The organism is Pseudomonas sp. HMSC063H08 (assembly GCF_001813645.1).
Lineage (GTDB): Bacteria > Pseudomonadota > Gammaproteobacteria > Pseudomonadales > Pseudomonadaceae > Pseudomonas > Pseudomonas aeruginosa.
Genome location: NZ_KV813393.1, coordinates 51,189 through 74,668 on the forward strand (window position 1 = coordinate 51,189; position 23,480 = coordinate 74,668).

At 69.7% G+C, this 23,480-nt stretch carries 19 protein-coding genes; 13 read left to right on the top strand and 6 right to left on the bottom strand.

All coding sequences use genetic code 11. The features are described from left to right. Window positions 1–7 precede the first annotated feature (7 nt). From HMPREF2924_RS08555 to HMPREF2924_RS08565, 3 genes are all read left to right on the top strand, one after another. Complete coding sequence (locus HMPREF2924_RS08555; protein ID WP_003105688.1) at window positions 8–2,167, top strand: peptidase domain-containing ABC transporter; 2,160 nt, start codon at window positions 8–10, stop codon at window positions 2,165–2,167. Beyond that, window positions 2,167–3,582 (top strand): TolC family protein, encoded by a 1,416-nt coding sequence (locus HMPREF2924_RS08560; RefSeq protein ID WP_003129392.1) that lies wholly within the window; start codon window positions 2,167–2,169, stop codon window positions 3,580–3,582. The genes HMPREF2924_RS08555 and HMPREF2924_RS08560 overlap by 1 nt, the downstream gene beginning before the upstream one ends. 95 nt (window positions 3,583–3,677) lie before the next feature. Further along, on the top strand, window positions 3,678–4,568 hold the full coding sequence (locus HMPREF2924_RS08565; protein ID WP_003093500.1) for a LysR family transcriptional regulator: 891 nt from the start codon (window positions 3,678–3,680) through the stop codon (window positions 4,566–4,568). Here HMPREF2924_RS08565 and HMPREF2924_RS08570 read toward each other — a convergent pair. After that, window positions 4,555–5,166 (bottom strand): LysE family translocator, encoded by a 612-nt coding sequence (locus HMPREF2924_RS08570; RefSeq protein WP_003104796.1) that lies wholly within the window; start codon window positions 5,164–5,166, stop codon window positions 4,555–4,557. The two genes, HMPREF2924_RS08565 and HMPREF2924_RS08570, sit on opposite strands and share 14 nt — an antisense overlap. A 204-nt stretch (window positions 5,167–5,370) precedes the next feature. Then, window positions 5,371–7,248 carry a sigma-54-dependent Fis family transcriptional regulator gene (locus HMPREF2924_RS08575; protein WP_003129389.1) on the bottom strand — a complete coding sequence of 626 codons (1,878 nt, stop codon included), beginning with the start codon at window positions 7,246–7,248 and terminating at the stop codon, window positions 5,371–5,373. A 331-nt stretch (window positions 7,249–7,579) separates the two neighbouring features. On the opposite strand from HMPREF2924_RS08575, the gene HMPREF2924_RS08580 reads away from it, so the two are divergent. Genes HMPREF2924_RS08580 through HMPREF2924_RS08605 form a run of 6 tightly spaced genes read left to right on the top strand, consistent with a single transcriptional unit; the run spans window position 7,580 to window position 13,680 of the window. After that, window positions 7,580–8,380 (top strand): SDR family NAD(P)-dependent oxidoreductase, encoded by an 801-nt coding sequence (locus tag HMPREF2924_RS08580; RefSeq protein ID WP_003123973.1) that lies wholly within the window; start codon window positions 7,580–7,582, stop codon window positions 8,378–8,380. Continuing rightward, window positions 8,377–9,417 (top strand): ATP-NAD kinase family protein, encoded by a 1,041-nt coding sequence (locus HMPREF2924_RS08585; protein ID WP_003129388.1) that lies wholly within the window; start codon window positions 8,377–8,379, stop codon window positions 9,415–9,417. Before HMPREF2924_RS08580 ends, HMPREF2924_RS08585 begins: the two co-directional genes overlap by 4 nt. Window positions 9,418–9,439: 22 nt before the next feature. Beyond that, entirely contained in the window at window positions 9,440–10,414 is a 975-nt protein-coding gene (locus HMPREF2924_RS08590; RefSeq protein ID WP_003093507.1) for a thiamine pyrophosphate-dependent dehydrogenase E1 component subunit alpha, read from the top strand. 32 nt (window positions 10,415–10,446) lie between these two features. Beyond that, window positions 10,447–11,466: an alpha-ketoacid dehydrogenase subunit beta gene (locus tag HMPREF2924_RS08595; protein ID WP_003104786.1), complete on the top strand. Its 1,020-nt coding sequence runs from the start codon at window positions 10,447–10,449 to the stop codon at window positions 11,464–11,466. After that, window positions 11,463–12,575, top strand: a complete 1,113-nt coding sequence (locus tag HMPREF2924_RS08600; protein WP_003129387.1) for an acetoin dehydrogenase dihydrolipoyllysine-residue acetyltransferase subunit — start codon at window positions 11,463–11,465, stop codon at window positions 12,573–12,575. The genes HMPREF2924_RS08595 and HMPREF2924_RS08600 overlap by 4 nt, the downstream gene beginning before the upstream one ends. 43 nt (window positions 12,576–12,618) lie before the next feature. Continuing rightward, entirely contained in the window at window positions 12,619–13,680 is a 1,062-nt protein-coding gene (locus HMPREF2924_RS08605; RefSeq protein WP_223681893.1) for a 2,3-butanediol dehydrogenase, read from the top strand. Window positions 13,681–13,763: 83 nt separating this feature from the next. Here the strand turns inward: HMPREF2924_RS08605 and HMPREF2924_RS08610 are convergent, their stop codons facing one another. The 3 genes from HMPREF2924_RS08610 to HMPREF2924_RS08620 all read right to left on the bottom strand — a co-directional run bounded on the left by HMPREF2924_RS08610 (window position 13,764) and on the right by HMPREF2924_RS08620 (window position 18,328). Further along, window positions 13,764–14,432, bottom strand: coding sequence for a TIGR04211 family SH3 domain-containing protein (locus tag HMPREF2924_RS08610; RefSeq protein ID WP_003129383.1), 669 nt, complete (start codon window positions 14,430–14,432; stop codon window positions 13,764–13,766). Window positions 14,433–14,868: 436 nt separating this feature from the next. Further along, window positions 14,869–16,176, bottom strand: a complete 1,308-nt coding sequence (locus HMPREF2924_RS08615) for an NtaA/DmoA family FMN-dependent monooxygenase (RefSeq protein ID WP_003129381.1) — start codon at window positions 16,174–16,176, stop codon at window positions 14,869–14,871. Window positions 16,177–16,243: 67 nt separating this feature from the next. Next, window positions 16,244–18,328, bottom strand: a complete 2,085-nt coding sequence (locus HMPREF2924_RS08620; RefSeq protein WP_003129380.1) for a TonB-dependent receptor — start codon at window positions 18,326–18,328, stop codon at window positions 16,244–16,246. Between the two features lie 255 nt (window positions 18,329–18,583). Here HMPREF2924_RS08620 and HMPREF2924_RS08625 point away from each other — a divergent pair, with 255 nt between their 5' ends. After that, window positions 18,584–19,372: an IclR family transcriptional regulator gene (locus HMPREF2924_RS08625; RefSeq protein WP_003119004.1), complete on the top strand. Its 789-nt coding sequence runs from the start codon at window positions 18,584–18,586 to the stop codon at window positions 19,370–19,372. A gap of 6 nt (window positions 19,373–19,378) precedes the next feature. On the opposite strand, the gene HMPREF2924_RS08630 is transcribed toward HMPREF2924_RS08625, so the two are convergent. Then, on the bottom strand, window positions 19,379–20,176 hold the full coding sequence (locus HMPREF2924_RS08630) for an ABC transporter ATP-binding protein (RefSeq protein WP_003093530.1): 798 nt from the start codon (window positions 20,174–20,176) through the stop codon (window positions 19,379–19,381). Window positions 20,177–20,302: 126 nt separating this feature from the next. Between HMPREF2924_RS08630 and fepB the strand changes: the two genes are divergently transcribed. From fepB to HMPREF2924_RS08645, 3 genes are read left to right on the top strand one after another with little or no spacing between them, the layout of a single operon-like run. Continuing rightward, window positions 20,303–21,208, top strand: coding sequence for a Fe2+-enterobactin ABC transporter substrate-binding protein (gene fepB / locus HMPREF2924_RS08635; RefSeq protein ID WP_003129379.1), 906 nt, complete (start codon window positions 20,303–20,305; stop codon window positions 21,206–21,208). 30 nt (window positions 21,209–21,238) lie between these two features. Next, window positions 21,239–22,261, top strand: coding sequence for a FecCD family ABC transporter permease (locus HMPREF2924_RS08640; protein WP_003118181.1), 1,023 nt, complete (start codon window positions 21,239–21,241; stop codon window positions 22,259–22,261). Then, complete coding sequence (locus tag HMPREF2924_RS08645; RefSeq protein WP_003129378.1) at window positions 22,258–23,289, top strand: FecCD family ABC transporter permease; 1,032 nt, start codon at window positions 22,258–22,260, stop codon at window positions 23,287–23,289. The genes HMPREF2924_RS08640 and HMPREF2924_RS08645 overlap by 4 nt, the downstream gene beginning before the upstream one ends. Window positions 23,290–23,480 lie beyond the last annotated feature (191 nt).

A 23,480-nucleotide genomic window follows, 5' to 3' on the forward strand; every position in this document is an offset into this window, starting at 1 on the left:
ACGACCCATGGCCTTTCTCGACGCTCTCGCCCTGCGCCTGGGCCGCCGCCTGCCGCTGGTGCTGCAGACCGAAGCCACCGAATGCGGCCTGGCCTGCCTGGCGATGATCGCCGGCTACCATGGCCACCATACCGGCCTGATGGAACTGCGCCGGCGCTTCTCCGTATCGCTCAAGGGCATCTCCCTCAAGCAACTGATCCAGACCGCCCACCGCCTCGGCCTGGGCACCCGCGCGGTGAAGCTCGACCTCGGCGACCTCGGCAAGCTCAAGCTGCCCTGCGTGCTGCACTGGAACTTCAACCACTTCGTCGTGCTCAAGGCGGTCGACGGGCGCGGCGCGGTGCTCCACGACCCCGCCCACGGCCAGCGCCGGCTGGGCCTGGAGGAAGTCTCGCGGAGCTTCACCGGGGTAGCCCTGGAACTCTGGCCGGAGAGCGGCTTCGAGAAACAGGAGGCGCCGCCGCGGATCAAGCTGCTGGGCATGCTCGGCAAGGTCACCGGGCTGTACCGCTCGCTGGCCCAGGTGCTGCTGCTCGCCGGCGCGCTGGAAGTGTTCTCGCTGATCAGTCCGTTCTTCCTGCAATGGACCATCGACAACGTCATCGTCAGCGAAGACCGTGACCTGCTCAGCACCCTGGCCATCGGCTTCGGCCTGTTGCTGCTGATGCAGCAGGCGGTCAGCGGGGTGCGCGCCTGGGTGATGATGCACATGAGCACCCTGCTCGGCGTGCAGTGGCAGGCCAACGTCTTCAGCCACCTGCTGCGGCTGCCCGCGCAGTATTTCGAGAAGCGCCACCTGGGCGACGTGGTGTCGCGCTTCGGCGCGGTGAACAGCATCCAGCAGACCCTCACCGCGGCCTTCCTCTCGGCGGTGCTGGACGGCCTGATGACCGTCGCCACCCTCGGCATGATGCTGCTCTACAGTCCGCCGCTGGCGGCCATCGCCATCGCCGCCATGAGCCTCTACGCCCTCGGCCGCTGGATCTGGTACCGGCCGTTGCGCAACGCCACCGAGGAGCAGATCGTCCACGCCGCGCGGCAGCAGAGCCACTTCCTCGAGACGGTGCGCGGCATCCGCCCGCTGAAGCTGTTCCAGCGCCAGGACGAGCGCCGCTCGGTATGGCTCGGCCTGCTGGTGGAACAGATCAACGCCGGCCTGCGTACGCAGAAGCTGCAACTGTTCTACCAGCAGCTCAACGGCCTGCTGTTCGGCGTGGAGAACCTGCTGGTGATCTGGCTCGGCGCGACCATGGTGATGGACGGCCAGTTCAGCGTCGGCATCCTGATGGCCTTCAACGCCTACAAGTCGCAGTTCGACAGCCGCGTCGGCAGCCTGATCGACAAGTTCTTCGAGCTGCGCATGCTCCAGTTGCAGGGCGAGCGCCTGGCCGACATCGTCCTCCAGGCCCCGGAGGTCAGCCACGGCGACATCCTCCCGGAGAACCTCCGCGAGCGCGAGGCGAGCATCGAGATCCAGGGCCTGCGCTACCGCTACGCGGAACAGGAGCCCTGGGTCCTCGACGGCCTCGACCTGCGCATCGCCGGCGGTGAGTCGGTGGCCATCGTCGGCCCCTCGGGCTGCGGCAAGAGCACCCTGTTCAACGTCCTGCTGGGCATCCTCCCGCCAGTGGAGGGACAGATCCGCATGGCCGGCCTGGACCTTGCGCAACTGGGCCTGGACGGCCTGCGCGAACTGGTCGGCACGGTGCTGCAGGACGACGTGCTGTTCGCCGGTTCGCTCAGCGACAACATCAGTTTCTTCGACCCGCAGCCGGACATGCCCTGGCTGCTGCAGTGCGCGCAGATGGCTGCCATCCACGATGACATCCAGGCCATGCCGATGGGCTACAACACCCTGGTCGGCGACATGGGCACGGTGCTCTCCGGCGGCCAGAAGCAGCGGGTGATGCTGGCCCGGGCGCTGTACAAGAAGCCGCGCATCCTGTTCCTCGACGAAGCCACCAGCCACCTCGACGTACACTGCGAACAGCGGGTCAACGCCGCCATTCGCGCGCTGCGCATCACCCGCATCATGGTCGCCCATCGGCCCGAGACCATCGCCTCGGCGGACCGCGTGATAGTCCTCGGCCAGGGCAAGGTAAGCCTCGACGAAAGCACCGCGCGCCTGGCCGAACGCCAGGCCGCCGCGGCGCGGGAGCAGGCCTGATGCGTGCCCTCGCCGGCCTGTTGTGCGGCCTGCTCGGCCTGGTTCCCGGCGCCGCCGCCTACGAGCCGGACGTGTTCGGCACCGCCGGCCAGGTCGCCGGCCAGGCGGTCTACGACCTCGGCGGCAGCGGTTTGCCCTGCCGCGGCGGGCCGCCACCGACCGAGCTGAGCCTGGAGGAAGCCATCGAGCGGATCCTCTGCCACGACCCGCAGACCCGCCTCGCCTGGGCCAATGCCAAGGCCCAGGCGGCCCAGGTCGGGATCGGCAAGTCCGCCTACCTGCCGCGCCTGGACGGCCGTCTCGACGCCAGTCGCGGCTACAGCGACATGGATTATCGCGATGCCCCCTACCTCTCCGGCGACGGCCATCGCCACCGGCGCGGCGCCAGCCTCCAATTGAGCTGGGTCCTGTTCGACTTCGGCCGCCGCAGCGCCGCCCTGCGCAACGCCCAGCAGTTGCTGCTGGCGGCCAACGCCAGCCAGGACGCGACCCTGCAGAACACCTTCGCCCTCGCCGCCCAGGCCTACTACGACGCCCTCGCCGCCCAGCGCAGCCTGGCCGCCTCGCGGCAGGTCGCGGAGCTGGCGGCGCAGAACCTGGAAGCCGCCGACGCCAAGTACCGGGCCGGCGCCGCCGCCCTTTCCGATCGCCTGCAGGCACAGACCGCGCTGTCCCAGGCGAGCCTCGCCCAGGTCCGCGATGAAGGCGCCCTGAGCAACGCCCTCGGCGTCATCGCCCTGCGCATGGGCCTGGCGCCGGATACCCCGCTGCGCCTCTCCGGCGAGCTGGAGGCGCAACCCGACACCGGCTTCGTCAAGGCCATCGACGAGATGCTCGCCGAAGCCCGCCGCGAGCATCCGGCGCTGCTCGCCGCCCAGGCGCGGCTGAAAGCCGCCGCCGCCTCGGTGGAGGAAAGCCGCGCCGCCGGCCGGCCGAGCCTGGCGCTGAGCGCCAACCTGGCACGCAACCATAGCGACCAGGCGATGGCCTTCAACGGCGATACCCGCGAACGCGACCGCAGCATCGGCCTGCAACTGAACATCCCGTTGTTCGAAGGCTTCGAACGCACCTACCAGGTCCGCAACGCCCTGGCCCGCCGCGAAGCCAGCGAAGCGGAGCTGGCCGACACCGAGCAGCAGGTTTCGCTGGAGGTGTGGAGCAACTACCAGTCGCTCAGCGTCGAGACCCGCAGCCTGGCGCGCACCCGCGAACTGGTCGAACAGTCGCGGCAAAGCCTGGAGGTGGTGCAGGGCCGCTACCGCTCAGGGGTCGGCAGCATGATCGAGCTGCTCAACGCCCTGACCGCCTACGCCAGCGCCGAGGACCAGCACATCCGTGCCCTCGGCAACTGGCAGACCTCGCGCCTGCGACTGGCGGCCAGCCTCGGTCGCCTGGGCTTCTGGAGCCTGCGCTGAAAAGCCCGGGAAGCGCCGCTGCCCTCTACCTCTCGCGCTTGTCCGGCTGGCCGCCATCGCGCAGGATGCACCCAGCCCCCGCGACGAGAGACCGCATGATCGACGACATCCGCTACCTGATCGTATTCGCCAAGATCGCCGAGACCGGCTCCGTCTCCGGCGGCGCCGAGGCGCTGGGCCTGAGCGCCGCGACCGCCAGCCTGCACCTGTCCAGGCTGGAACGGAACCTGGGCCGTGCGCTGCTCTACCGCAACAGCCGCAAGCTGTCGCTGACCCAGGACGGCACGCAGTTGCTGGACACCGCCCGCTCCATGCTGGAACTCTACGAGAAGGGCTTCATCGAGTTCCGCCAGCGCGCCGTCTCGACCCGCAACAGCCTGCGCATCTCGATGCCCGCGGTGTTCGTCAACGGCGACTTCACCCGTCACCTGGCAGCCTTCATCGAGGAGCATCCCGACCTCGACCTCGGCATCGCCTGCGACGACAGCCGCCACGACATCATCGGCGACGGCATCGACATCGCCTTCCGCATCGGCGACCTGCCGGACAGCTCGCTGAAGGCCCGTCACCTGTTCCTGCTGCCGCGCCAGGTAGTGGCGGCGCCGGCATTCCTGGCCCGGCACGCGCCGCTGGAACACCCGCGCGACCTGCAGCGGCTGGAATGGATCGGGCTCGGCATGCGCCCCGACAGCCGGCTATTCCGTCATGCGCGGGACGACGAGGAGGTACGCGTCGACTACACCCCGCGGGTGCGCGTCGACAGCGTCGAAGCCTCCTGCCGCCTGGCCCGCCTCGGCGTCGGCCTGGCCGCGCCGCCGACCTACCTGAGCGACGAGCCGATCCGTCGCGGCGAGTTGCGCGCGGTGCTGCCGGAATGGCGCCTGGAGCCGTTGAAGGTGTATGCGGTGTGGCCGCCCAACGTACCCGCCAGCAGCATCGCCTATACCCTCATCAATCGCCTCTACGAGGCCTTCAATCCGGGCTAGCGGCGAGCTGCAGGTAGAGCATGTAGCCGGCGGTCAGCACCAGGGTGCCGCCCATCGCCCGATTGAACAGGCGCACCCGCCGAGGGCTGTCAAGCAGCAGCGCCACGCGGTCACCGAGCAGCGCCCAGGCGGCCAGCGAGAGGTAGCAGACCACCAGGTAGATGGCCATGAAGACCAGTAGCGGCGCGTGCGTGCTCGGGCTGGCGAACAAGGCCACGCCGGAAGCGCAGGCGATCCAGGCCTTGGGATTGAGCCATTGCAGGAGCACGCCCTGGAAGAACCCGGGGACCCCGTTTTCCTCCAGGGCCAGGCGTGGATCCGCGGTGGCGATGCGGTAGCCCACATGAGCGATGAACGCCGCGCCGGCCATCCCCAGGTAGTCGAAGAAGCGCGGGTAGGCCTCGATCGCGCGGACGAACCAGAAGCCGACGAAGGCCAGCAGCAGGACGAAGCCGAGGGTGGCGCCGGTGACGAACGGCAGGGTCCGGCGGAAACCATGGTTGGCGCCGGAAGCGACGATGGTCAGGTTCACCGGACCGGGGGAAATCGACAGGCTCAGGGAGAACGCGCCCATGGCAAGCAGCAGGGCTAGCGGCATGGGTCGAACTCCCTGGTCGGGTTGCGGGCTGGCTGGTGCGGGGCGGGCATGGGTTTCCTCCGTAGGCTCCTGGCGGGGCGCGACCGAACGGGTTGCGCCGCTGCCCGGAACGCTACAGGGAAAGCCCACCGGCATTAACGGGGCAAGGCTCAAGGCTGGTTTTGATTTTCCGCGCTTGACGACTGCGCCGGCCGCCGGCGCACCTCAGTCGTCCGCCTGGCCCGGCATGCGGATGCCATGCCGGCGCACCCGCCGATACAGGGTCGCTCGCGAGATACCCAGTTCCCGCGCCGCGGCCATGGGTTTCCAGCGATGCCGCACGAGGGCGTCGAGCAGGGCGTCGCGCTCCGGACCGCCGCCGCTCTCGCACGCACTGGCCGGTGTCCGGCCTTCGCCACGCAGCTCTGCCGGAAGGTCGGCGAGTTGCAGGGTGGCGCCGCCGCACAGCGCGCAGGCGTAGCGCAACACATGCCGCAACTGGCGGACATTGCCCGGCCAGCGATAGCCGAGCAGGCATTCCAGGGCTGCCTCGCCGAGTTCGATGCGTACGCCGCAGTGCGCGGTTTCCTCGTCGAGGATGCGCCGGATCAGCGCCAGCCGGTCGCTGCGTTCGCGTAGCGGCGGCAGTTCGAAGCGGGCGCCGCCGAGGCGGAAGTAGAGATCCTCGCGGAAGCCGCCGGCCGCCACCAGCGCCGCCAGGTCGCGGTGGGTGGCGCAGATCACCTGGATATCCACAGCCTGCCGGCGCGCAGCCCCCAGCGGCGCCACCTCGCCCTCGGCCAGCACGCGCAGCAGGCGGGTCTGCAGGCCCAGCGGCATGTCACCGATCTCGTCGAGGAACAGGGTACCGCCATCGGCCTGCTGCAGCAGGCCGCGCATCCCTTTCGCCGCCGCGCCGGTAAAGGCTCCGCCAACGTAGCCGAACAGCTCGCTCTCGATCAGGCTTTCGGGAATCGCCGCGCAGTTGAGCGCGACGAAGGGTTTGTCGCGACGGGCGCTGGCCTGGTGCAACTGGCGGGCGAAAACCTCCTTGCCGGCGCCGGTCTCGCCCTGGATCAGCACCGGCAGGTTGCGGTCCTTGACCCGCACCGCCAGGCGCAGGCTTTCGGCGATGCGCGGGTCGAGCACAGCGTCGTCGGGCACCTCGCGCTCCAGCCGCCGCGCCTTGGCCCGCGGCGCGCTGAGACGCACGTGCAGCTCGCCGGCCTGGCCGCGCAGCAGGCACGGCGCCTGGTCGGCGGCGGCGTGCAGGGCGTCGAGGTCGAACACCTCGCCGATGTGGCTCGGCACCTGCCCCAGGCGCTGCCGCAGGTAGTGCCGCGCCGCCGGGTTCAACGCCAGCAGGCGCCCATCGGCGTCCCAGGCGAACAGGTAGTCCGGCTGGCTGTCGACGTAGCCCGGCGCACGGTGCGCGCGCAGCACCCAATGGCCCTGGGCGCTGTGCATGAAGAAGGCGTTCTCGATCTCCCGCGCGCTCTGCGCCACCATCTGCCGGATCAGATGCTGGCTACGGCGGTCGTCCGGCGATTGCACGGCGGAAACGTCGAGCACACCGAGCAACTCGCCCTGCGGATCGAAGACCGGCGCCGCGGAACAGGTCAGGTCGATGAAGGCGGCGCGGAAGTGATCGCGCTTGTGCACCGTCACCGCAGTCCTGTCGGTGAGTACGGCGGCCACCCCGCAGGTGCCCTCCTCGCCTTCCGACCAGCAGGTGCCGAGGTACAGCCCGGCCTTGCGGCAGTCGTTGCGGATGGTCGACTCGACACGGTAGTCGATGGTCCGCCCCTGGGCATCGGTGAGCAGTACGCAGTAGTCGGCATCGCGCACCCGTCCATGCAGTCGCGCCACCTCTTCGCTGGCGATGCGCAGGAACAGTTCGGAACGCTCGCGACATTCGTCGAGGAGGGTCTGCGAGAGAATCCGCGGCCCTTGCAGGGACCCCGGGTCGAGACGGTGCTGCTCCATGGAGCGGCGCCAGGAGTCGAGGATCGGCGTCGGCACCGGCGCCTGCGGCAGGCGCGCGGCGTTCCTCAGGACACGGCTGACACAGTCCACATGGTCCTTCGAGTGTGCGGAAAGCATGGGGCCTCCGTTGCTCGGCATCTTGTTGTTGTGCCGCCCATTAAGCGCCCATCGGCGACCCTCGACAAGCGCCGGGCCGCCACAGCCGACGACTGAGACGGAGCGTCTCAGCGTCTCGCCGGGAACCCGTGCGCGATGACATGGGTTGTCTCGCCGGACGTCGCCCCGGCGGTCGCCGGCCTTCCCATGCCGGCGCTCTACGACGGGCCTTCCGGCCGCCACGCCGCAACCTGGCATCGGCCTTGCTCCAGCCACGGCGACGGCAGGGCGGACTGTCCGCTCCTCCCAACGCCCTGCCGCATACACCTACAAGAACAATCAGAGGTGAAGCATGCACGCTACGTCGTCCGACGATTTCTCCCTTTCTTCCCGGGTCGCGCTGGTGACCGGCGCCGGACGCGGCATCGGCCGGGGCATCGCCCTCGCCCTGGCGCGCGCCGGCGCCGACGTGGCGGTGGCCGACCTCGATCCGCAGGTCGCCGAGGAAACCGCCGCCGCGATCCGCAGCCTCGGTCGCCGCAGCCTGGCCCTTGGGGTCGACGTCAGCGACGGCGACAGCGTCCGGGCGATGGTCGAGCGGGTCGCCACGGAGTTCGGCCGGCTCGACGTGGCGGTGAACAATGCCGGGGTGATCAGCATCCGCAAGGTCGCCGAACTCAGCCTCGCCGACTGGGACCGGGTGATGAACGTCAACGCCCGCGGCGTGTTCCTCTGCTGCCAGGCCGAACTGCCGCTGATGCAGGCGCAGCGCTGGGGGCGGATCGTCAACCTGTCATCGATCGCCGGCAAGGTCGGTCTCCCCGACCTCGCCCACTACTGTGCCTCGAAGTTTGCCGTGATCGGTTTCAGCAATGCCCTGGCCAAGGAGGTCGCGCGCGACGGGGTGACGGTCAACGCGCTCTGCCCGGGAATCGTCGGCACCGGAATGTGGCGCGGCGAGGACGGCTTGTCGGGCCGCTGGCGGCAGGCCGGCGAAAGCGAGGCGCAGTCCTGGGAACGCCACCAGGCCAGCCTGCTGCCCCAGGGTCAGGCGCAGACCGTCGAAGACATGGGCCAGCTCGTCGTCTACCTGGCCTGCGCGCCGCACGTCACCGGCCAGGCCATCGCCGTCGACGGCGGATTCTCGCTATGACCCCGCCCTCGCCGATCGTCGGCATCATCGCCAACCCGGCCTCCGGTCGCGACCTGCGTCGCCTCACCGCCCATGCCGGGCTGCACTCCAGCACCGACAAGGCATCGGTGGTGCAACGCCTGCTCGCCGCCTTCGGCGCCACCGGCATCCGCCATGCGTTGCTGCCGCCGGACATGACCGGCATCGCCGCCGCCGTGCTCCGGTCCAGCCAGACCCGCCAGGCCCGCGACGGCCACTGGCCGTTCCTGGAGTTCCTCGACATGCCGCTGCGCCAGAGCGTCGAGGATACCCGCCTGGCGGCGCGGCGCATGGTCGAGCGCGGCGTGGCGCTGATCGCCGTGCTCGGCGGCGACGGCACGCACAAGGCAGTAGCCGCCGAGGTCGGCGACGTCCCCCTGCTGGCGCTGTCCACCGGGACCAACAACGCCTTCCCGGAGCTGCGCGAAGCCACCGGCGCGGGGCTCGCCGGCGGCCTCTGCGCCAGCAACCGGGTGCCGCCGGAGATCGGCCTGCGACGCAACAAGCGCCTGCTGGTGCGCGAGCCGCGCCGCGGGCTCTGCGAGTGGGCGCTGGTGGACGTCGCGGTGTCGCCGCAGCCGTTCATCGGCGCCCGCGCCATCAGTCGCGCCGAAGACCTCGCCGAAGTCTTCGTCAGCTTCGCCGAACCCCACGCCATCGGCCTTTCGGCGCTTTGCGGACTGTGGTCGCCGGTGAGCCGCGAGGAGCCCCACGGCGCGTGGATGCGCCTGCATCCGGACGCCCGCGAGAGCCTGCTGGTGCCGCTGGCGCCGGGCCTGCTGGTGGGCTGCGGGGTCTCTGCCGCCGGCTACCTGCAACCCGGCGTGGCCCACGCGCCGAGCCTGTCCAGCGGGACCCTGGCGCTGGACGGAGAGCGCGAGATCGAGTTCAGCACCACCGACCGCCCGAGCATCACCCTCGACCCTTCCGGCCCGTTCAGCGTCGATGTGCCGGCCACCCTCGCCTACGCCGCCCGCCATCGCCTGCTGGCCGGCCAGCGAACCCCGATGACCCCGTGAAGACAACCTGGAGAACAACAAGATGTCCACTCTGAGCACCGACCAACTGCTCCATGCCTACCGCGTGATGCGCACCATCCGCGCCTTCGAGGAACGCCTGCACGTCGAGTTCGCCACGGGCGAGATACCCGGCTTCGTCCACCTCTACGCCGGCGAGGAAGCCTCCGCCGCCGGCGTGATGGCGCACCTGCGCGACGACGACTGCATCGCCTCCACCCATCGCGGCCACGGCCACTGCATCGCCAAGGGCGTAGACGTGCACGGCATGATGGCGGAGATCTATGGCAAGAAGACCGGGGTCTGCCAGGGCAAGGGCGGCTCCATGCATATCGCCGACCTGGAGAAAGGCATGCTCGGCGCCAACGGAATCGTCGGCGCCGGCGCGCCGCTGGCCGCCGGCGCCGCGCTGGCGGCCAAGCTGAAAGGCAGCGATGCGGTGGCGGTGGCCTTCTTCGGCGATGGCGGCTCCAACGAAGGCGCGGTGTTCGAGGCGATGAACCTGGCCGCGGTGTGGAACCTGCCGTGCCTGTTCGTCGCCGAGAACAACGGCTATGCCGAGGCCACCGCGGCCAACTGGTCGGTGGCCTGCGACCACATCGCCGACCGCGCCGCCGGTTTCGGCATGCCCGGGGTGACCGTCGACGGCTTCGACTTCTTCGCCGTCCACGAGGCTGCCGGCGCCGCCATCGAGCGCGCCCGCGCCGGCGAGGGGCCGTCGCTGATCGAAGTCAAGCTGACCCGCTACTACGGACACTTCGAGGGCGACGCACAGACCTACCGCGATCCCGACGAAGTAAAGCACTACCGGGAAACCCGCGACTGCCTCAAGCAGTTCCGCGAACGCACCTGCCACGCCGGCCTGCTCTCCGCCAGCGACCTGGACGCCATCGACGCCGAGGTCGAGGCGCGCATCGAGGATGCCGTGCAGCGCGCGAAGAACGATCCCAAGCCGGAGCCGGACGACCTGCTGCGCGACGTCTACGTGTCCTATCCCTGAGCCGCCCGAAAACAAGAACGAGGAGAACCATCATGGCGAGAAAGATCAGCTACCAGCAGGCCATCAACGAGGCGCTGGCCCAGGAAATGCGCCGCGACCCGAGCGTCTTCATCATGGGCGAAGACAATGCCGGCGGCGCCGGCGCGCCCGGCGAGGACGACGCCTGGGGCGGCGTGCTGGGGGTCACCAAGGGCCTCTACCACCAGTTCCCCGGCCGCGTGCTGGACACCCCGTTGTCAGAGATCGGCTATGTCGGCGCCGCGGTCGGCGCCGCCACCCGCGGCATGCGCCCGGTGTGCGAACTGATGTTCGTCGACTTCGCCGGTTGCTGCCTGGACCAGATCCTCAACCAGGCCGCCAAGTTCCGCTACATGTTCGGCGGCAAGGCGGTCACCCCGCTGGTGATCCGTACCATGGTCGGCGCCGGCCTGCGCGCCGCCGCCCAGCATTCGCAGATGCTCACTTCGCTATGGACCCACATCCCCGGCCTCAAGGTGGTCTGCCCGTCGTCGCCCTACGACGCCAAGGGCCTGCTGGTCCAGGCGATCCGCGACAACGACCCGGTGATCTTCTGCGAGCACAAGCTGCTCTATTCGATGCAGGGCGAGGTACCCGAGGAGCTGTACAGCGTACCCTTCGGCGAGGCGAACTTCCTCCGCGACGGCGACGACGTCACCCTGGTGACCTACGGCCGCATGGTCCACCTGGCGCTGGACGCCGCCGCCAGCCTGGCGCGCCAGGGCATCTCCTGCGAAGTACTGGACCTGCGCAGCACCAGCCCGCTGGACGAGGACAGCATTCTCGAAAGCGTGGAAAAGACCGGCCGCCTGGTGGTGGTCGACGAAGCCAACCCACGCTGCTCGATGGCCACCGACATCGCCGCGCTGGTCGCCGAACGGGCCTTCTCCGCGCTGCGCGCGCCGATCCGCCGGGTCACCGCGCCCCATACGCCGGTGCCTTTCTCCGACGCCCTGGAAGACCTCTACATCCCCGACGCGGCGAAGATCGAGGCAGCCGTGCGCCAGGCCCTGGAAGGGAGGGACGCGGCATGAGCCGGATCCATACACTGACCATGCCCAAGTGGGGCCTGTCGATGACCGAGGGTCGGGTGGACGCCTGGCTCAAGGAAGAGGGCGCGCATATCGAGAAAGGCGACGAGGTGCTCGACGTGGAGACCGACAAGATCTCCAGCAGCGTCGAGGCGCCCTTCTCGGGCGTGCTGCGGCGCAAGGTGGCGCGCGAGGACGAGACCCTGGCGGTCGGCGCGCTGCTCGGCGTGGTGGTCGAGGGCGAGGCGAGCGACGAGGAGATCGACGCACTGGTGCAACGCTTCCAGGCCGAATTCGTACCCGCCGACGAGGACGCTGGGGATAGCGGACCGGCACCGCGGAAAGTCGAGCTGGACGGGCGCCTCCTGCGCTATTTCGACCGCGGCGAGGGCGATCCGGCGCTACTGCTGATCCACGGTTTCGGTGGCGACCTGAACAACTGGTTGTTCAACCACGAGGCGCTGGCCGCCGAGCGGCGGGTGATCGCTCTAGACCTGCCGGGCCACGGCGAGTCCGGCAAGGCCCTGGTGCGCGGCGACCTCGATGAACTCAGCGGCAGCGTGCTGGCCCTGCTCGACCACCTCGACCTGGAACAGGTACACCTGGCCGGTCACTCCATGGGGGGAGCGGTGGCGCTGAACTGCGCGCGCCTGGCGCCGCAGCGGGTGCTGTCGCTGAGCCTGATCGGCAGCGCCGGCCTCGGCGAGGAGATCAACGGCGACTACCTGCGCGGCTTCGTCGAGGCGGCCAACCGCAACGCGTTGAAGCCGCAACTGGTGCAGTTGTTCTCCGACCCCGCGCTGGTCACCCGGCAGATGCTCGAGGACATGCTCCGCTACAAGCGCCTGGAAGGCGTCGATGTGGCCCTGCGCCAGTTGCTGGACAACCTGTTCGCCGACGGTCGCCAGCGCAACGACCTGCGTGCCGTGGCGAGCGAGGGCCGCCAGCCGGTCCTGGCGATCTGGGGCAGCGATGACGCGATCATCCCGGCGCGGCATGCCGAGGGCCTGCCAGCCCAGGTGGAGATCATTCCCGGACAGGCGCACATGGTGCAGATGGAGGCCGCCGAGCAGGTCAACCGCCTGCTGCTCGACTTCCTCCGCCAGCATTGAGGAGACGACCGACATGAACAGTTCCCCGCAAGCCAACGCGGCGATGCGCGCCGCCGTCTGGCACGGCCGCCACGATATCCGCGTGGAAGACGTGCCGCTCCCGGCCGAGCCGCCGCCCGGCTGGGTGCAGATCCGCGTGCACTGGTGCGGCATCTGCGGCTCCGACCTGCACGAATACCTGGCCGGCCCGGTATTCATCCCCGTGGAGGCGCCGCACCCGCTCACCGGCCTCAAGGATCGGTGCATCCTCGGCCACGAGTTCAGCGGCGAAATCGTCCGCCTCGGCAACGGCGTGACCGGCTTCGCCCTCGGCCAGGCGGTCGCCGCAGACGCCTGCCAGCATTGCGGCACCTGCTACTACTGCCGGCATGGGCTGTACAACATCTGCGAGAACCTGGCCTTCACCGGGCTGATGAACAACGGCGCCTTCGCCGAATACGTCAACGTACCGGCCAACCTGCTCTACGCCCTGCCGGCCGGATTTCCCAGCGAGGCCGGCGCGCTGATCGAGCCGCTGGCGGTGGGCATGCACGCGGTGAAGAAGGCCGGCAGCCTGCTCGGGCAGAACGTGGTGGTGGTCGGCGCCGGCACCATCGGCCTGTGCACCATCATGTGCGCGCGCGCCGCCGGCGCGGCACAGGTGATCGCCCTGGAGATGTCCTCGGCGCGCAAGGCCAAGGCCCTGGAGGTCGGCGCCAGCCAGGTGCTCGACCCCTCGCGGTGCGACGCCCTAGGCGAAATCCGCGCCCTCACCGGCGGGCTTGGCGCCGACGTCAGCTTCGAATGCATCGGCAACAAGCACACCGCCAAGCTGGCCATCGATGCCATCCGCAAGGCCGGCAAATGCGTGCTTGTGGGAATCTTCGAGGAGCCCAGTGAATTCAATTTCTTCGAGCTGGTTTCCACCGAGAAGCAGTTGCTCGGGGCCCTCGCCTACAACGGCGAGTTCGCCGACGTGATCGCCTTCATAGCCGACGGCCGCCTCGACATCGCACCGCTGGTGACCGGTCGCATCGGCCTGGAAGAAATCGTCGAGCGCGGTTTCGAAGAGTTGGTGAACAACAAGGAGCACAACGTGAAGATCATCGTCTCGCCGGGCGGCTGACGCTTCAGCCCTTGTCGCGCTTGCGACACAGCCCCGCGGCCGGCGGGGCTTGCTTTACGAAACGCAGAGACGCGGGCGGAGGCTCAGAACCACTTGTCGTTGCGCTTGCGCCGCACCCGCAGCAGCGACGGCAGGATCAGCCCGGCGAACAGGCCGGCGCCGGCGATGCTGCCGCCGTAGACCATGTAGCGCATCAGCACCTGCTTGTTCTCGTCGCCCAGTTGCGCCTGCACCGCCCGCAGGTCGGAGCGGGCCTTGCCGAGCTCGGCGTCCAGGTTGCTGCGCGCCGCCTGCAATTCGTCGATCAGCTTCTTGCGCGTGTCGAGGGTTTCCTGCATGCCCTGCACGCGGGTCTTCCAGGTGTCGTTGATGCCGTCCAGCTCGGCGGTCAGGGCGGCCACCTTCTGTTCCAGTTGCGGCAGGCGCTCGGCCTGGCCGGGAACCTCCTGCAAGTCGCGGCTGGGAATCCACACGGTGCTGCCGTTCTCGCCGCGCACCTGGCTGTAGTTGCCCTGGGTGCCAAGCAGCTCGACCTTCTGCCCGGAGGTGAGGGTGCCGACGATGCGATAGCCATCGGTGGGGCCGCTGCGCACGAAAGTGGTCAGGCTGTCGCTCACCCAGCGCGCGCTGCCGGTCGCCTCCTCGGCCTGCGCCGGGGCGCCGGCCGCCAGCAGGCCGCCGAGCAGGCAGGCTCCGATGACGCGGTTCTGGAACGGGGAAAGAGCGGCGGGGATGCGACGGGATAGGGACATGGCAATCTTCACATGGCGAGAGAACGAAACCCGCAAAGGGGAGCGAAAAAGCCGGCCAGTCGAATTGTTATGGACAAGCGCGCGACCGGGGCGGGGCTACCGCATGGCCAAGGGCCATGCGCCCGGCCCGGTTGGGCCGACGGCTGACAGACAGCGCTCGGGGCGATTGAGTTCACTCGTTTCCGCAGGAATGGATGGATGGTTGTAACAGCAGAATGCCAGGCCTGCCGACGGCCAGCGCTGCCCAGGCTGCGACCTGTCCGGATGATCCCCGGGGTACGACGGTATCTACGCCAAGGCAGAGGCTCCCTCGCCTGTACCACGCCCCACCGGTCGGATGGCGTGCTGCGATACAGCGGGCCCGTCAGGCGGCCAACCGCAGGCGGTCACTCGCTCGCCATCGCCGCCAGGTCGCGGCCGTCGCCGGCCCTTTCCATCATTCCTCTGCCAGGTGCCCGGCGAAGGTAGTGGCGCTGTAGCGCTCGCGGAACAGCCCCTTCTCCACCAGGCGCGGCACCACCTGTTCGAGGAACAGCCGCAGCGAGCCGACCGAGCCTCCCGGCGCGGCGATGAAACCGTCCATGGCGCCGGCGGCGGCCCAGTCGACGATCTGCTCGACGGCATCGTCCACCGTACCGATGACCTGCCAGTGCGCCGCGGAAACCACCTCGGGGCGCAGCAGCAACTGGTCCAGGCGTAACGTCTCGCGCTCGATCAGGCGCCGCAGCAGGTCGGTGTGGGTGCGGCTGCCGGGGTTGGCCACCGGCGGCGGCAGGTCGGCCGCGGAAATCGGCCGGTCCAGCGGCCAGTCGCTGAGGTCGAGGCCGAGCATCTGCCTGATCGTGGCGAACTTGCGCGCGCGGTCCAGGCGCGCGTGGGTCTGCATGAAGATTTCCCGCGCCTCCTCGCGGCTCTCCGCCAGGTACAGGCTGAAGCCCGGCAGCAGGCGCACGTCGCGCGGCGAGCGACCGTGGCGTTCGGCGCGGCGGGAAAGGTCGCGGCGCAGTTCCAGGGCAGCCTCCTTGTCCGGGGTCGGCGCGAACACCAGGTCGGCCACCGAGGCGGCGAAATCGCGCCCGCTCTCGGAGGCGCCGGCCTGCACCAGGGGAATCCGCGCCTCGCCGAAGGCCGGCAGGTTGAGCGGTCCCTTGACCTTGAGGAATTCGCCGTCGTGGTCGACCGGGCGCACCCGGGAAACGTCGGCGTAGCGGCCGCTCTCGCGGTCGACCAGGAGTGCCTCGCGGGGGAAGCTGTCCCACAGGTCGTGCACCAGCCGGGTGAACTCGGCGGCGCGCGCGTAGCGCTGCTCCGCATCGGGCATCGCGTCCAGGCCGAAGTTCTCGTGGCCCTGCAGCGCGGTGACGATGTTCCAGCCGGCGCGGCCGTTGCTGATCCAGTGCAGCGATTGCAGCTGCCGGGCCACCACGTAGGGCGGATAGAACGTGGTGGAGACCGTCGACACCAGGCCGATCCGCGAGGTTTCGCGGGCGACCGCGGCAAGCAGTACGGTGGGATCCAGGCTGGCGAAGCCGGAGCCGGTCTCCAGCACGTCCAGTGGCAGGCTGCTGACGTCCGGGCGAAACACGAAGTCGAGGTGGGCGGCTTCGGAGCGCCTGGCGATGTCGACGGCGAAATCGCTGCCGAAGATGCCTTCGATGTTGCTGTCGGGGCGCCGCCAGGCATCGCCGCTGAGCCAGGTGGGGGCCAGCGACATGCCGATGTGCAGGCGTTTCGGGGTACTCATCGTGCCAATCTCCTGTATGGGCTCTGGGGCTGGGCCGGCCCTGCGCGGGGCCGGCTTCTCGGGGTGCCTAGAAGGTGCCCTTGATGCCGATGCCGAGGGTCCGCGGCTGCGTCATGCTCGCCTCGATGCCGCCGATCCCCCGGTTTTCCTGCATGTAGGTGGGCGAGCGGTCGTCGAACACGTTCTTCACGTAGCCATAGAGCTGCACCTGGTCGTTGAAGCGGTAGCTGGCGCGGGCGTCGGTGAGGGTGTAGGCCTTGATCGAGTAGGCCTTGGTGTTGGCGGTGTCCGAGTAGTAGCCGTCCAGGTAGCGCACCTGGGCGTTCAGGTTGAGGCGCTCGGTGACGTCCCAGCTCGGTCCGAAACTGAGGGTATAGCCCGGCGAGCGGGCGAACTCGTTGTGCTCGTAGCCGGTATTGCCGGACATCTCGTCGATCCGGGTGCGTAGCACGCCGGCGCTGGCCTTCAGCCGCAGGTCGTCGCGCAGGCGGTAGTCGAGGTCCAGCTCCATGCCGTAGGCGTGGGCCTTCTCGGCGTTGATGGTGTACGACTGCGCCACCCCCGGCGAAACCACCACCGGGATGTTGTACTGGGCGTCCTTGAAATCCATGAAGAACAGGTTGCCGTTCAGCAGCAGGCGGCCGTCGAGCAGGCTGGCGCGGGTGAACAGTTCGTAGTTCGAGATGGTTTCTTCCTTGAAGTAGGCCCAGTTGCGGGTAGTCAGGTTGAGCGACACGCCGCCGGGGTTGTAGCCGCGGCTGACCAGGCCGCCGACGGTCCAGTCCGGGGTTGCGGCGAAGGCCAGGGAGACTTTCGGCAGGAAGGCCGAGAAGGTCTTCTGGTAGTCCAGCGGACGCGGCGCCAGCACCGAGTTGCCGCTGCGCTCGATGCGGTCCTCCTGGTAGCGCAGGCCGGTGGTCAGGGTCCAGCGGTCGCTCAGGCGGTAGTTCAGCTCGCCGAACACACCGAGGTTCTTCTTCGTGTCGTCGAAGGCCGACAGCCCGCGCAGGTGCAGCGTCTCGTCGGTGCGGGTGCGGGCGTAGTAGACCCCGCCCATGCCGCTGATCCGGTCCTCCTGCTCGCCGAAGCTGATCCGCGATTCGTTGGAGGCGTTCTTCTGGCGGATGTCGGCGTCGCCCTCGCCGCCCGCGCCGGTGGTGCGGTGCACCGAGGACAGCGAGTACTGCGCCTGGTTGAACAGGCGGATGCCGTTGTCGAGGTCATAGGCGACGTCGAGGATGCTGGTGTTGGTGTCCTGCTCCCAGCTGGGCATGGTGGTCGAGCGATGGTCGAGCTTGTCGAACGGGCGGGTCGCCGCTTCCTGGGTCGGGCGGTTGCTGTCGTTGTGGGAGAAGGTGAACTTGCTCTCCAGGCCCGGAATTCCGCTGGGCAGCCAGAGCAGCTTGGCGCGCGCGTTGAGGGCGCGGAAGTCCTGGTCGGTGCCGCTGTCCTGGAACTTCGGGTTGTCGTAGTCGATGAAGGTGTCGCGGCCCGCGTAGTCCACCGCCAGGCGCCCGGCGAAGTCCTGCGCCAGCGGGCCGGACACTGCGATCGAGCTGCGCCGCGAATGGTAGCTGCCGATCTCCGCCTGGTAGGCAGCCTCGGGGCTGAAGGTCGGGTCCTTGGTGTTGACGATGATCGCCCCGGCGATGGCGTTGGCGCCCTGGGAAGTGGTCTGCGGGCCGCGGAACACCTCGATGCTGTCGACGTCCCAGACCGAGGTCGCGCCGAAGAACATCTCGTTGTAGTTCAGGTAGTGGCCATCGAGGTTGATCGTCGCCCGCGGCACGGTGCCGCCCCAGAACACGTTCTGCCCGTTGTTCGGGCCCTGGGTGTCCTGGCCGCGGATGATCGGCGCGCCCACCGAGTCGGTGTAGACCACGTTGGGACTGCCATTGATCACCTCGGCGACCGAGGCGTTGCCGGTCTGCTTGCGGTCGATGTCGCGGGCGCTGGTGAGCGATACCGAGGACGCCGTGTCCTTCAGCGAGCGTTCACGTTTCTCGCCGGTCACGACCAGCGCCTCGAGGGCGGCGGGTTCGTCCTCGGCGGGCGGGTTTTCCCGGGCCAGTGCCGATGGCGAGGCGAGCAGGGTGGACAGCGTGACGACGCCGATTCCCCGGTTGAGCGTGCGGTGCGTGCGGGCGTTCAAGGATCTTCTCCAAATGGGAATGACTCTCTTTTCCATTCAGGCTATCACGCCACCAGATCATTCCTCAATGGGGAATAAATTCCTCATTGCGAAATATGGAATCTCCTACGCCCGTCCCTTCCGCGGCGCCCCACCGCCCCGGGGAATCGGTATCATGGGCGCCGCCCGCGCCACCGCAGCGCGGACCGAAGCCTATGGATCAACCGTGGTGAGGAGACCGAGCCGTTGAATACTTCGCAGCCCCCGGCGGACGAGATGCCGGACGCCCCGGGCGAAAAGCGCTCCGGCACCATCCAGTCGGTGTCCATCGCCGCGCGCTTCCTGAAGACCCTGGCCAACGCCGAAGGCGAGCTGGCCCTCGGCGAAGTGGCCCGGCGCACCGGCACCGGCGGCTCCACCGCGCACCGCTACCTGCAGAGCCTGGTGAAGGAAGGCCTGGCCCGCCAGGACCCGCTCAGCGGTCTCTACGACCTCGGGCCGGCGGCGCTGAGCATCGGCATAGGCGCGCTGAAGCGGATCGACGCGGTGGATATCGCCGCCCGCCACATGAAGGCCCTGGCCCAACGGCATGCCGCCAGCGGCGGGGTGGCGATCTGGACCGAGCGCGGCCCGACCCTGGTGCGCTGGTACCGCAGCGCCTATTTCTCGATCAACCCGCTGGCCCTGGGCGATATCCTGCCCATCGACAATACCGCTTGCGGCCTGGTGTTCCAGGCCTTCCTGCCGAAGGCCGTGGTCGACGCCGCGCGCAAGCAGCAACCGGCGCACTTCCGCGGCAGCCCGCCGAGCCGCGCGCTGCTCGACGAGGTGCGCGAGCGCTGCTGGGCCGAACTGACCAGCCACCTGCTGTCGAACGTCACCGGCCAGGCGGCGCCGGTGTTCGACGCCCAGCAGGAGATCGTCTGCGCCATGACCACGGTGACCGATCTCGGCCAGTTGCAGTCGGCGGAAGACCGCGACGCGCTGTTCCACGAGGCGCTGCAGGTCAACCAGTCCACCGGCGGCCTGGTCCTCCATCCCGGCATGCGGCCGCCGCCGCGCTGAGCCACCTCAGCCCGGCGCGTCGGCGGCGATCCCGCGCGGCACCAGCAGCGGCGTGCCGCTGACCGGGTCGGCGATGATCAACGAGCGCAAGCCGAACACCTCCTCCACCAGACGCTCGGTGAAGATATGCGCCGGCGCGCCCTCGGCGAGGATCGCGCCGTCACGCATGGCGATCAGGTGCGAGGCATAGCGGCAGGCCTGGTTGAGGTCGTGCAGCACGGCGACGATGGTGCGCCCCTGGCGATTCAGCTCGGCGAGCAGTTCGAGCAATTCGATCTGGTGGACGATATCCAGGTAGGTGGTCGGCTCGTCGAGCAGCAGCAACGGGGTTTCCTGCGCCAGCACCATGGCGATCCACACGCGTTGCCGCTGGCCGCCGGAGAGCGCGTCGAGCGGTCGCTCGGCCAGGCCGTCGACCCGCGTGGCGCGTAGCGCCGCCGCTACCGCGCGCTCATCCGCCGGCGACCACTGGCGCAGGAACGACTGGTGCGGATAGCGTCCGCGCGCCACCAGCTCGGCCACCGTGATGCCATCCGGCGCCAGCGCGCTCTGCGGCAGCAGGCCGAGACGCCGCGCCACTTCCCGCCCCGGCAGGCTGTGGATATCCCTGCCATCCAGCACCACCCGGCCCTCGGCCGGCGCCAACAGACGCGACAATGCCGCCAGCAGGGTCGACTTGCCGCAGGCGTTGGGCCCGACGATCACACTGAACGAACCCTCGGGGATGGCCAGCGAGAGATTCCGCGAAACGGTCCGCGCGTCGCGGCGCAAGGTCACGGCGTCCGCGTGCAGGCGATGGGTCATGGGAGGTTCCTGGATAAGAATGGCTCGAATATGTGGAATCGATTCTACATTATGGAATAGACTGCATGAGAAGCATTATCATATGAATCCGTCCGCCCGGCTTCCCCTACAGCGAAAACAGCCTTCATGCCGACCCGCCGCCGCTCCGCCCTGCCGTTACTCGCCCTCGTCCTGAGCCTGTTCGCCACCCTCGCCGCGGCCGGGGAGCCGAAGCCGGCGCGGATCGTCTCCACCACCCCGAGCGTCACCGGCATCCTGCTGGCGATGGACGCGCCGCTGGTGGCCAGCGCCGCCACCACGCCAAGTCGCCTGACCGACGCCAAGGGCTTCTTCTCGCAATGGGCGAAGGTCGCCGACCAGCGTGGCGTCGAGGTGCTCTACCGCAACCTGCGCTTCGACATCGAAGCGGTGATCGCCCAGGATCCGGACCTGCTGGTCGCCTCCGCCACCGGCGCCGACAGCGCCGCGCCATACCGTGCGGAGCTGGAGGCGCAGGGCGTACCGACGCTGGTGGTCGACTACTCGAAACACAGCTGGCAGGAACTGGCTACCGAGCTGGGCCGGCACACCGGCCTGGAACGCCAGGCGCAGGCCGCCATCCAGCGCTTCGACGCCTACACCGCCGAAGTCGCCGCGGCCATCGCGCCGCCGCAGGGCCCGGTCAGTGTGGTCGGCTACAACATCGCCGGCAGCTATTCCATCGGCCGCCAGGCCAGCCCCCAGGCACGCCTGCTCGAAGCCCTCGGCTTCCAGGTGGCGGAACTGCCGGAGGCGCTGGCGGGCAAGGTGACGCGCGCCTCGGACTTCCAGTTCATCTCGCGGGAAAACCTGCCCGCCGCCATCGCCGGCGACAGCGTGTTCCTGCTCGGCGCCAGCGACGACGACGTGCAGGCGTTCCTCGCCGACCCGGTGCTGGCCAACCTGTCGGCGGTGCGCGAAAAGCGCGTGTACGCCCTGGGCCCCAGTTCCTTCCGCATCGACTACTACTCGGGGCGGCAGATGATCGACAACGTCGCCCGCCATTTCCGCTGAGCCATGCGCCCGTTCGCCGGAAGTCCGCTCATGCAGGCGTCCCCGATGCGCCGCCGGCGCCTGCGCGCCTGGGGCCTGCTCGCCGGCGCGCTGCTGCTCGCGCTGGCGGCCCTGGCCAGCCTGGCGCTGGGCTCGCGGCCGGTGCCCCTGGCGGTCACCCTGGATGCCCTGCAAGCCGTCGATCCGCACGATGATCGCCACCTGGTGGTACGCGAACTGCGCCTGCCGCGCACCCTGGTGGCGCTGCTGGCCGGTGCGGCACTGGGAGTGGCCGGCGCGCTGATGCAGGCGCTGACGCGCAATCCGCTGGCCGAACCCGGCCTGCTGGGGATCAACGCCGGCGCGGCGCTGGCGGTGATCGTCGGGGTCGCGCTGTTCGACCTGGCGAGCATGGGCCAGTACCTCGGTTGCGCCTTCCTCGGCGCCGGCCTGGCCGGCATCGCCGTATTCCTTCTCGGCCAGGCCCGCGAGACCGGCACCAACCCGGTGCGCCTGGTGCTGGCGGGTGCCGGCTTGTCGGTGATGCTCGCCTCGCTGACCGGAATCATCGTGCTGAACGCCCCGCCGGAAGTCTTCGACCGCTTCCGCCACTGGGCCGCCGGCTCGCTTTCCGGCAGCGGCTTCGCCCTGCTCGGATGGCCGGGCCTGGCCATCGGCGCCGGGCTGGCCGCCGCCTTCGCCCTCGCCGCCAGGCTCAACGCCCTGGCCCTGGGCCAGGAGATCGGCCGGGCGCTCGGCGTCGACCTGCGCCTGACCTGGTTGCTCGCCTGCCTGGCGGTGATGCTGCTGGCCGGCGCGGCCACCGCCCTGGCCGGGCCGATCGCCTTCGTCGGCCTGGTCGCCCCGCACCTCGCGCGGTTGCTGGCCGGGCCGGACCAGCGCTGGATCCTGCCTTTCTCGGCGCTGATCGCCGCCGGCCTGCTGCTCGGCGCCGACATCCTCGGGCGGCTGCTGGCGGCGCCGGCGGAGATCGCCGCCGGAATCGTCGCGTTGCTGCTCGGCGGGCCGGCCTTCATCGTCCTGGTCAGGCGCTTCCGCCTGAGTCGCCTGTGAACGGCCTCCACGCCCTGCGCCTGGGTTCCCTGTCGCTGCGTTGGCGGCCACGGGCGGCGCTGGCCTGCCTGGTCCTCGCGGGGATCGGGCTGGCGCTGGCGGCGGCCCTGCTGGGGACCGGCAGCCTGGCGCTGGGCCCGGCAGAGGTGTTCGCCAGCCTGCTCGGCCAGGGCCAGGACCCCACCGCCCAGCGCATCGTCCAGCGCGTGCGCCTGCCACGGGTGCTCACCGCCTGCCTGGTTGGCGCCGCGCTGGGCATGGCCGGGGCGATCTTCCAGTCGATCTCGCGCAATCCGCTGGGCTCGCCCGACGTCATCGGTTTCACCACCGGCGCCGCCAGCGGCGCCATCGTGCAGATCATCCTGTTCGATGCCGGCCCGCTGGCCACCTCGCTGGCGGCGCTGGCCGCCGGCCTCTGCACGGCGCTGGCGGTGGTGCTGCTGGCGCGCCGGGGCGCCACCGCCGGCGGCTACCGCCTGGTGCTGGTGGGCATCGGTGTCGGCGCCAGCCTGTCGGGCCTGAACAGCCTGCTGCTGGTCACCGGCAACCTCGACCAGGCGATGTACGCCCAGCTCTGGCTGGCCGGCTCGCTGAACACCCGGACCTGGTCGCACGTCGTCCCGGCAGCGCTGGGCCTGCTCGCCAGCGTGCCGCTGGCGCTGTACCACGGTCGACGCCTGGAGGTGCTGGAGCTGGGCGATGCCAGCGCCGCCCAGCTCGGCGTGGCGGTGGAGCGCGTGCGCTTGCAGATGGTCCTGGTCGCCGTCGGCATGACCGCCATCGCCACCGCCGCGGCCGGCCCCATCGCCTTCATCGCCCTGGCCGGCCCGCAACTGGCCCGGCGCCTGACCCGCTCGGCCGGGGTGCCGTTGCTGTCCGGCGCATTGATGGGCGCGGTCCTGCTGCTGGCCGCCGACCTGCTCGGCCAGCGCCTGGCATACGTCGCCAACCTGCCGATCGGCCTGATGACCGGCCTGCTCGGCGGTTTCTACCTGCTCTGGCTACTGCTGCGCAGCCGCCGGATCTGAGCCCCGGCCTCAACGACCGCCCAGGCTGCCGTTGCCGCGCCCCCGCCAGGGAAGCCGCGAACGCCGGCCAGGATGTACACTGCATCCCCTGTATCGACCCGGCCGCCTCGCGGCCCCCGTCGCATCGAGCAGAGAACAAGAGGAACGATGATGAGCGTCGCTAACGGTCTCCCCGTCTCCATTCGCCAGGC

Excerpts from the sequence above, each read along its gene's own strand:
- HMPREF2924_RS08555 (WP_003105688.1), top strand. The coding sequence starts at position 8 with ATGGCCTTTCTCGACGCTCTCGCCCTGCGCCTGGGCCGCCGCCTGCCG.
- HMPREF2924_RS08560 (WP_003129392.1), top strand. The coding sequence starts at position 2,167 with ATGCGTGCCCTCGCCGGCCTGTTGTGCGGCCTGCTCGGCCTGGTTCCC.
- HMPREF2924_RS08565 (WP_003093500.1), top strand. The coding sequence starts at position 3,678 with ATGATCGACGACATCCGCTACCTGATCGTATTCGCCAAGATCGCCGAG.
- HMPREF2924_RS08570 (WP_003104796.1), bottom strand. The coding sequence starts at position 5,166 with ATGCCGCTAGCCCTGCTGCTTGCCATGGGCGCGTTCTCCCTGAGCCTG.
- HMPREF2924_RS08575 (WP_003129389.1), bottom strand. The coding sequence starts at position 7,248 with ATGCTTTCCGCACACTCGAAGGACCATGTGGACTGTGTCAGCCGTGTC.
- HMPREF2924_RS08580 (WP_003123973.1), top strand. The coding sequence starts at position 7,580 with ATGCACGCTACGTCGTCCGACGATTTCTCCCTTTCTTCCCGGGTCGCG.
- HMPREF2924_RS08585 (WP_003129388.1), top strand. The coding sequence starts at position 8,377 with ATGACCCCGCCCTCGCCGATCGTCGGCATCATCGCCAACCCGGCCTCC.
- HMPREF2924_RS08590 (WP_003093507.1), top strand. The coding sequence starts at position 9,440 with ATGTCCACTCTGAGCACCGACCAACTGCTCCATGCCTACCGCGTGATG.
- HMPREF2924_RS08595 (WP_003104786.1), top strand. The coding sequence starts at position 10,447 with ATGGCGAGAAAGATCAGCTACCAGCAGGCCATCAACGAGGCGCTGGCC.
- HMPREF2924_RS08600 (WP_003129387.1), top strand. The coding sequence starts at position 11,463 with ATGAGCCGGATCCATACACTGACCATGCCCAAGTGGGGCCTGTCGATG.
- HMPREF2924_RS08605 (WP_223681893.1), top strand. The coding sequence starts at position 12,619 with ATGCGCGCCGCCGTCTGGCACGGCCGCCACGATATCCGCGTGGAAGAC.
- HMPREF2924_RS08610 (WP_003129383.1), bottom strand. The coding sequence starts at position 14,432 with ATGTCCCTATCCCGTCGCATCCCCGCCGCTCTTTCCCCGTTCCAGAAC.
- HMPREF2924_RS08615 (WP_003129381.1), bottom strand. The coding sequence starts at position 16,176 with ATGAGTACCCCGAAACGCCTGCACATCGGCATGTCGCTGGCCCCCACC.
- HMPREF2924_RS08625 (WP_003119004.1), top strand. The coding sequence starts at position 18,584 with ATGCCGGACGCCCCGGGCGAAAAGCGCTCCGGCACCATCCAGTCGGTG.
- HMPREF2924_RS08630 (WP_003093530.1), bottom strand. The coding sequence starts at position 20,176 with ATGACCCATCGCCTGCACGCGGACGCCGTGACCTTGCGCCGCGACGCG.
- fepB (WP_003129379.1), top strand. The coding sequence starts at position 20,303 with ATGCCGACCCGCCGCCGCTCCGCCCTGCCGTTACTCGCCCTCGTCCTG.
- HMPREF2924_RS08640 (WP_003118181.1), top strand. The coding sequence starts at position 21,239 with ATGCAGGCGTCCCCGATGCGCCGCCGGCGCCTGCGCGCCTGGGGCCTG.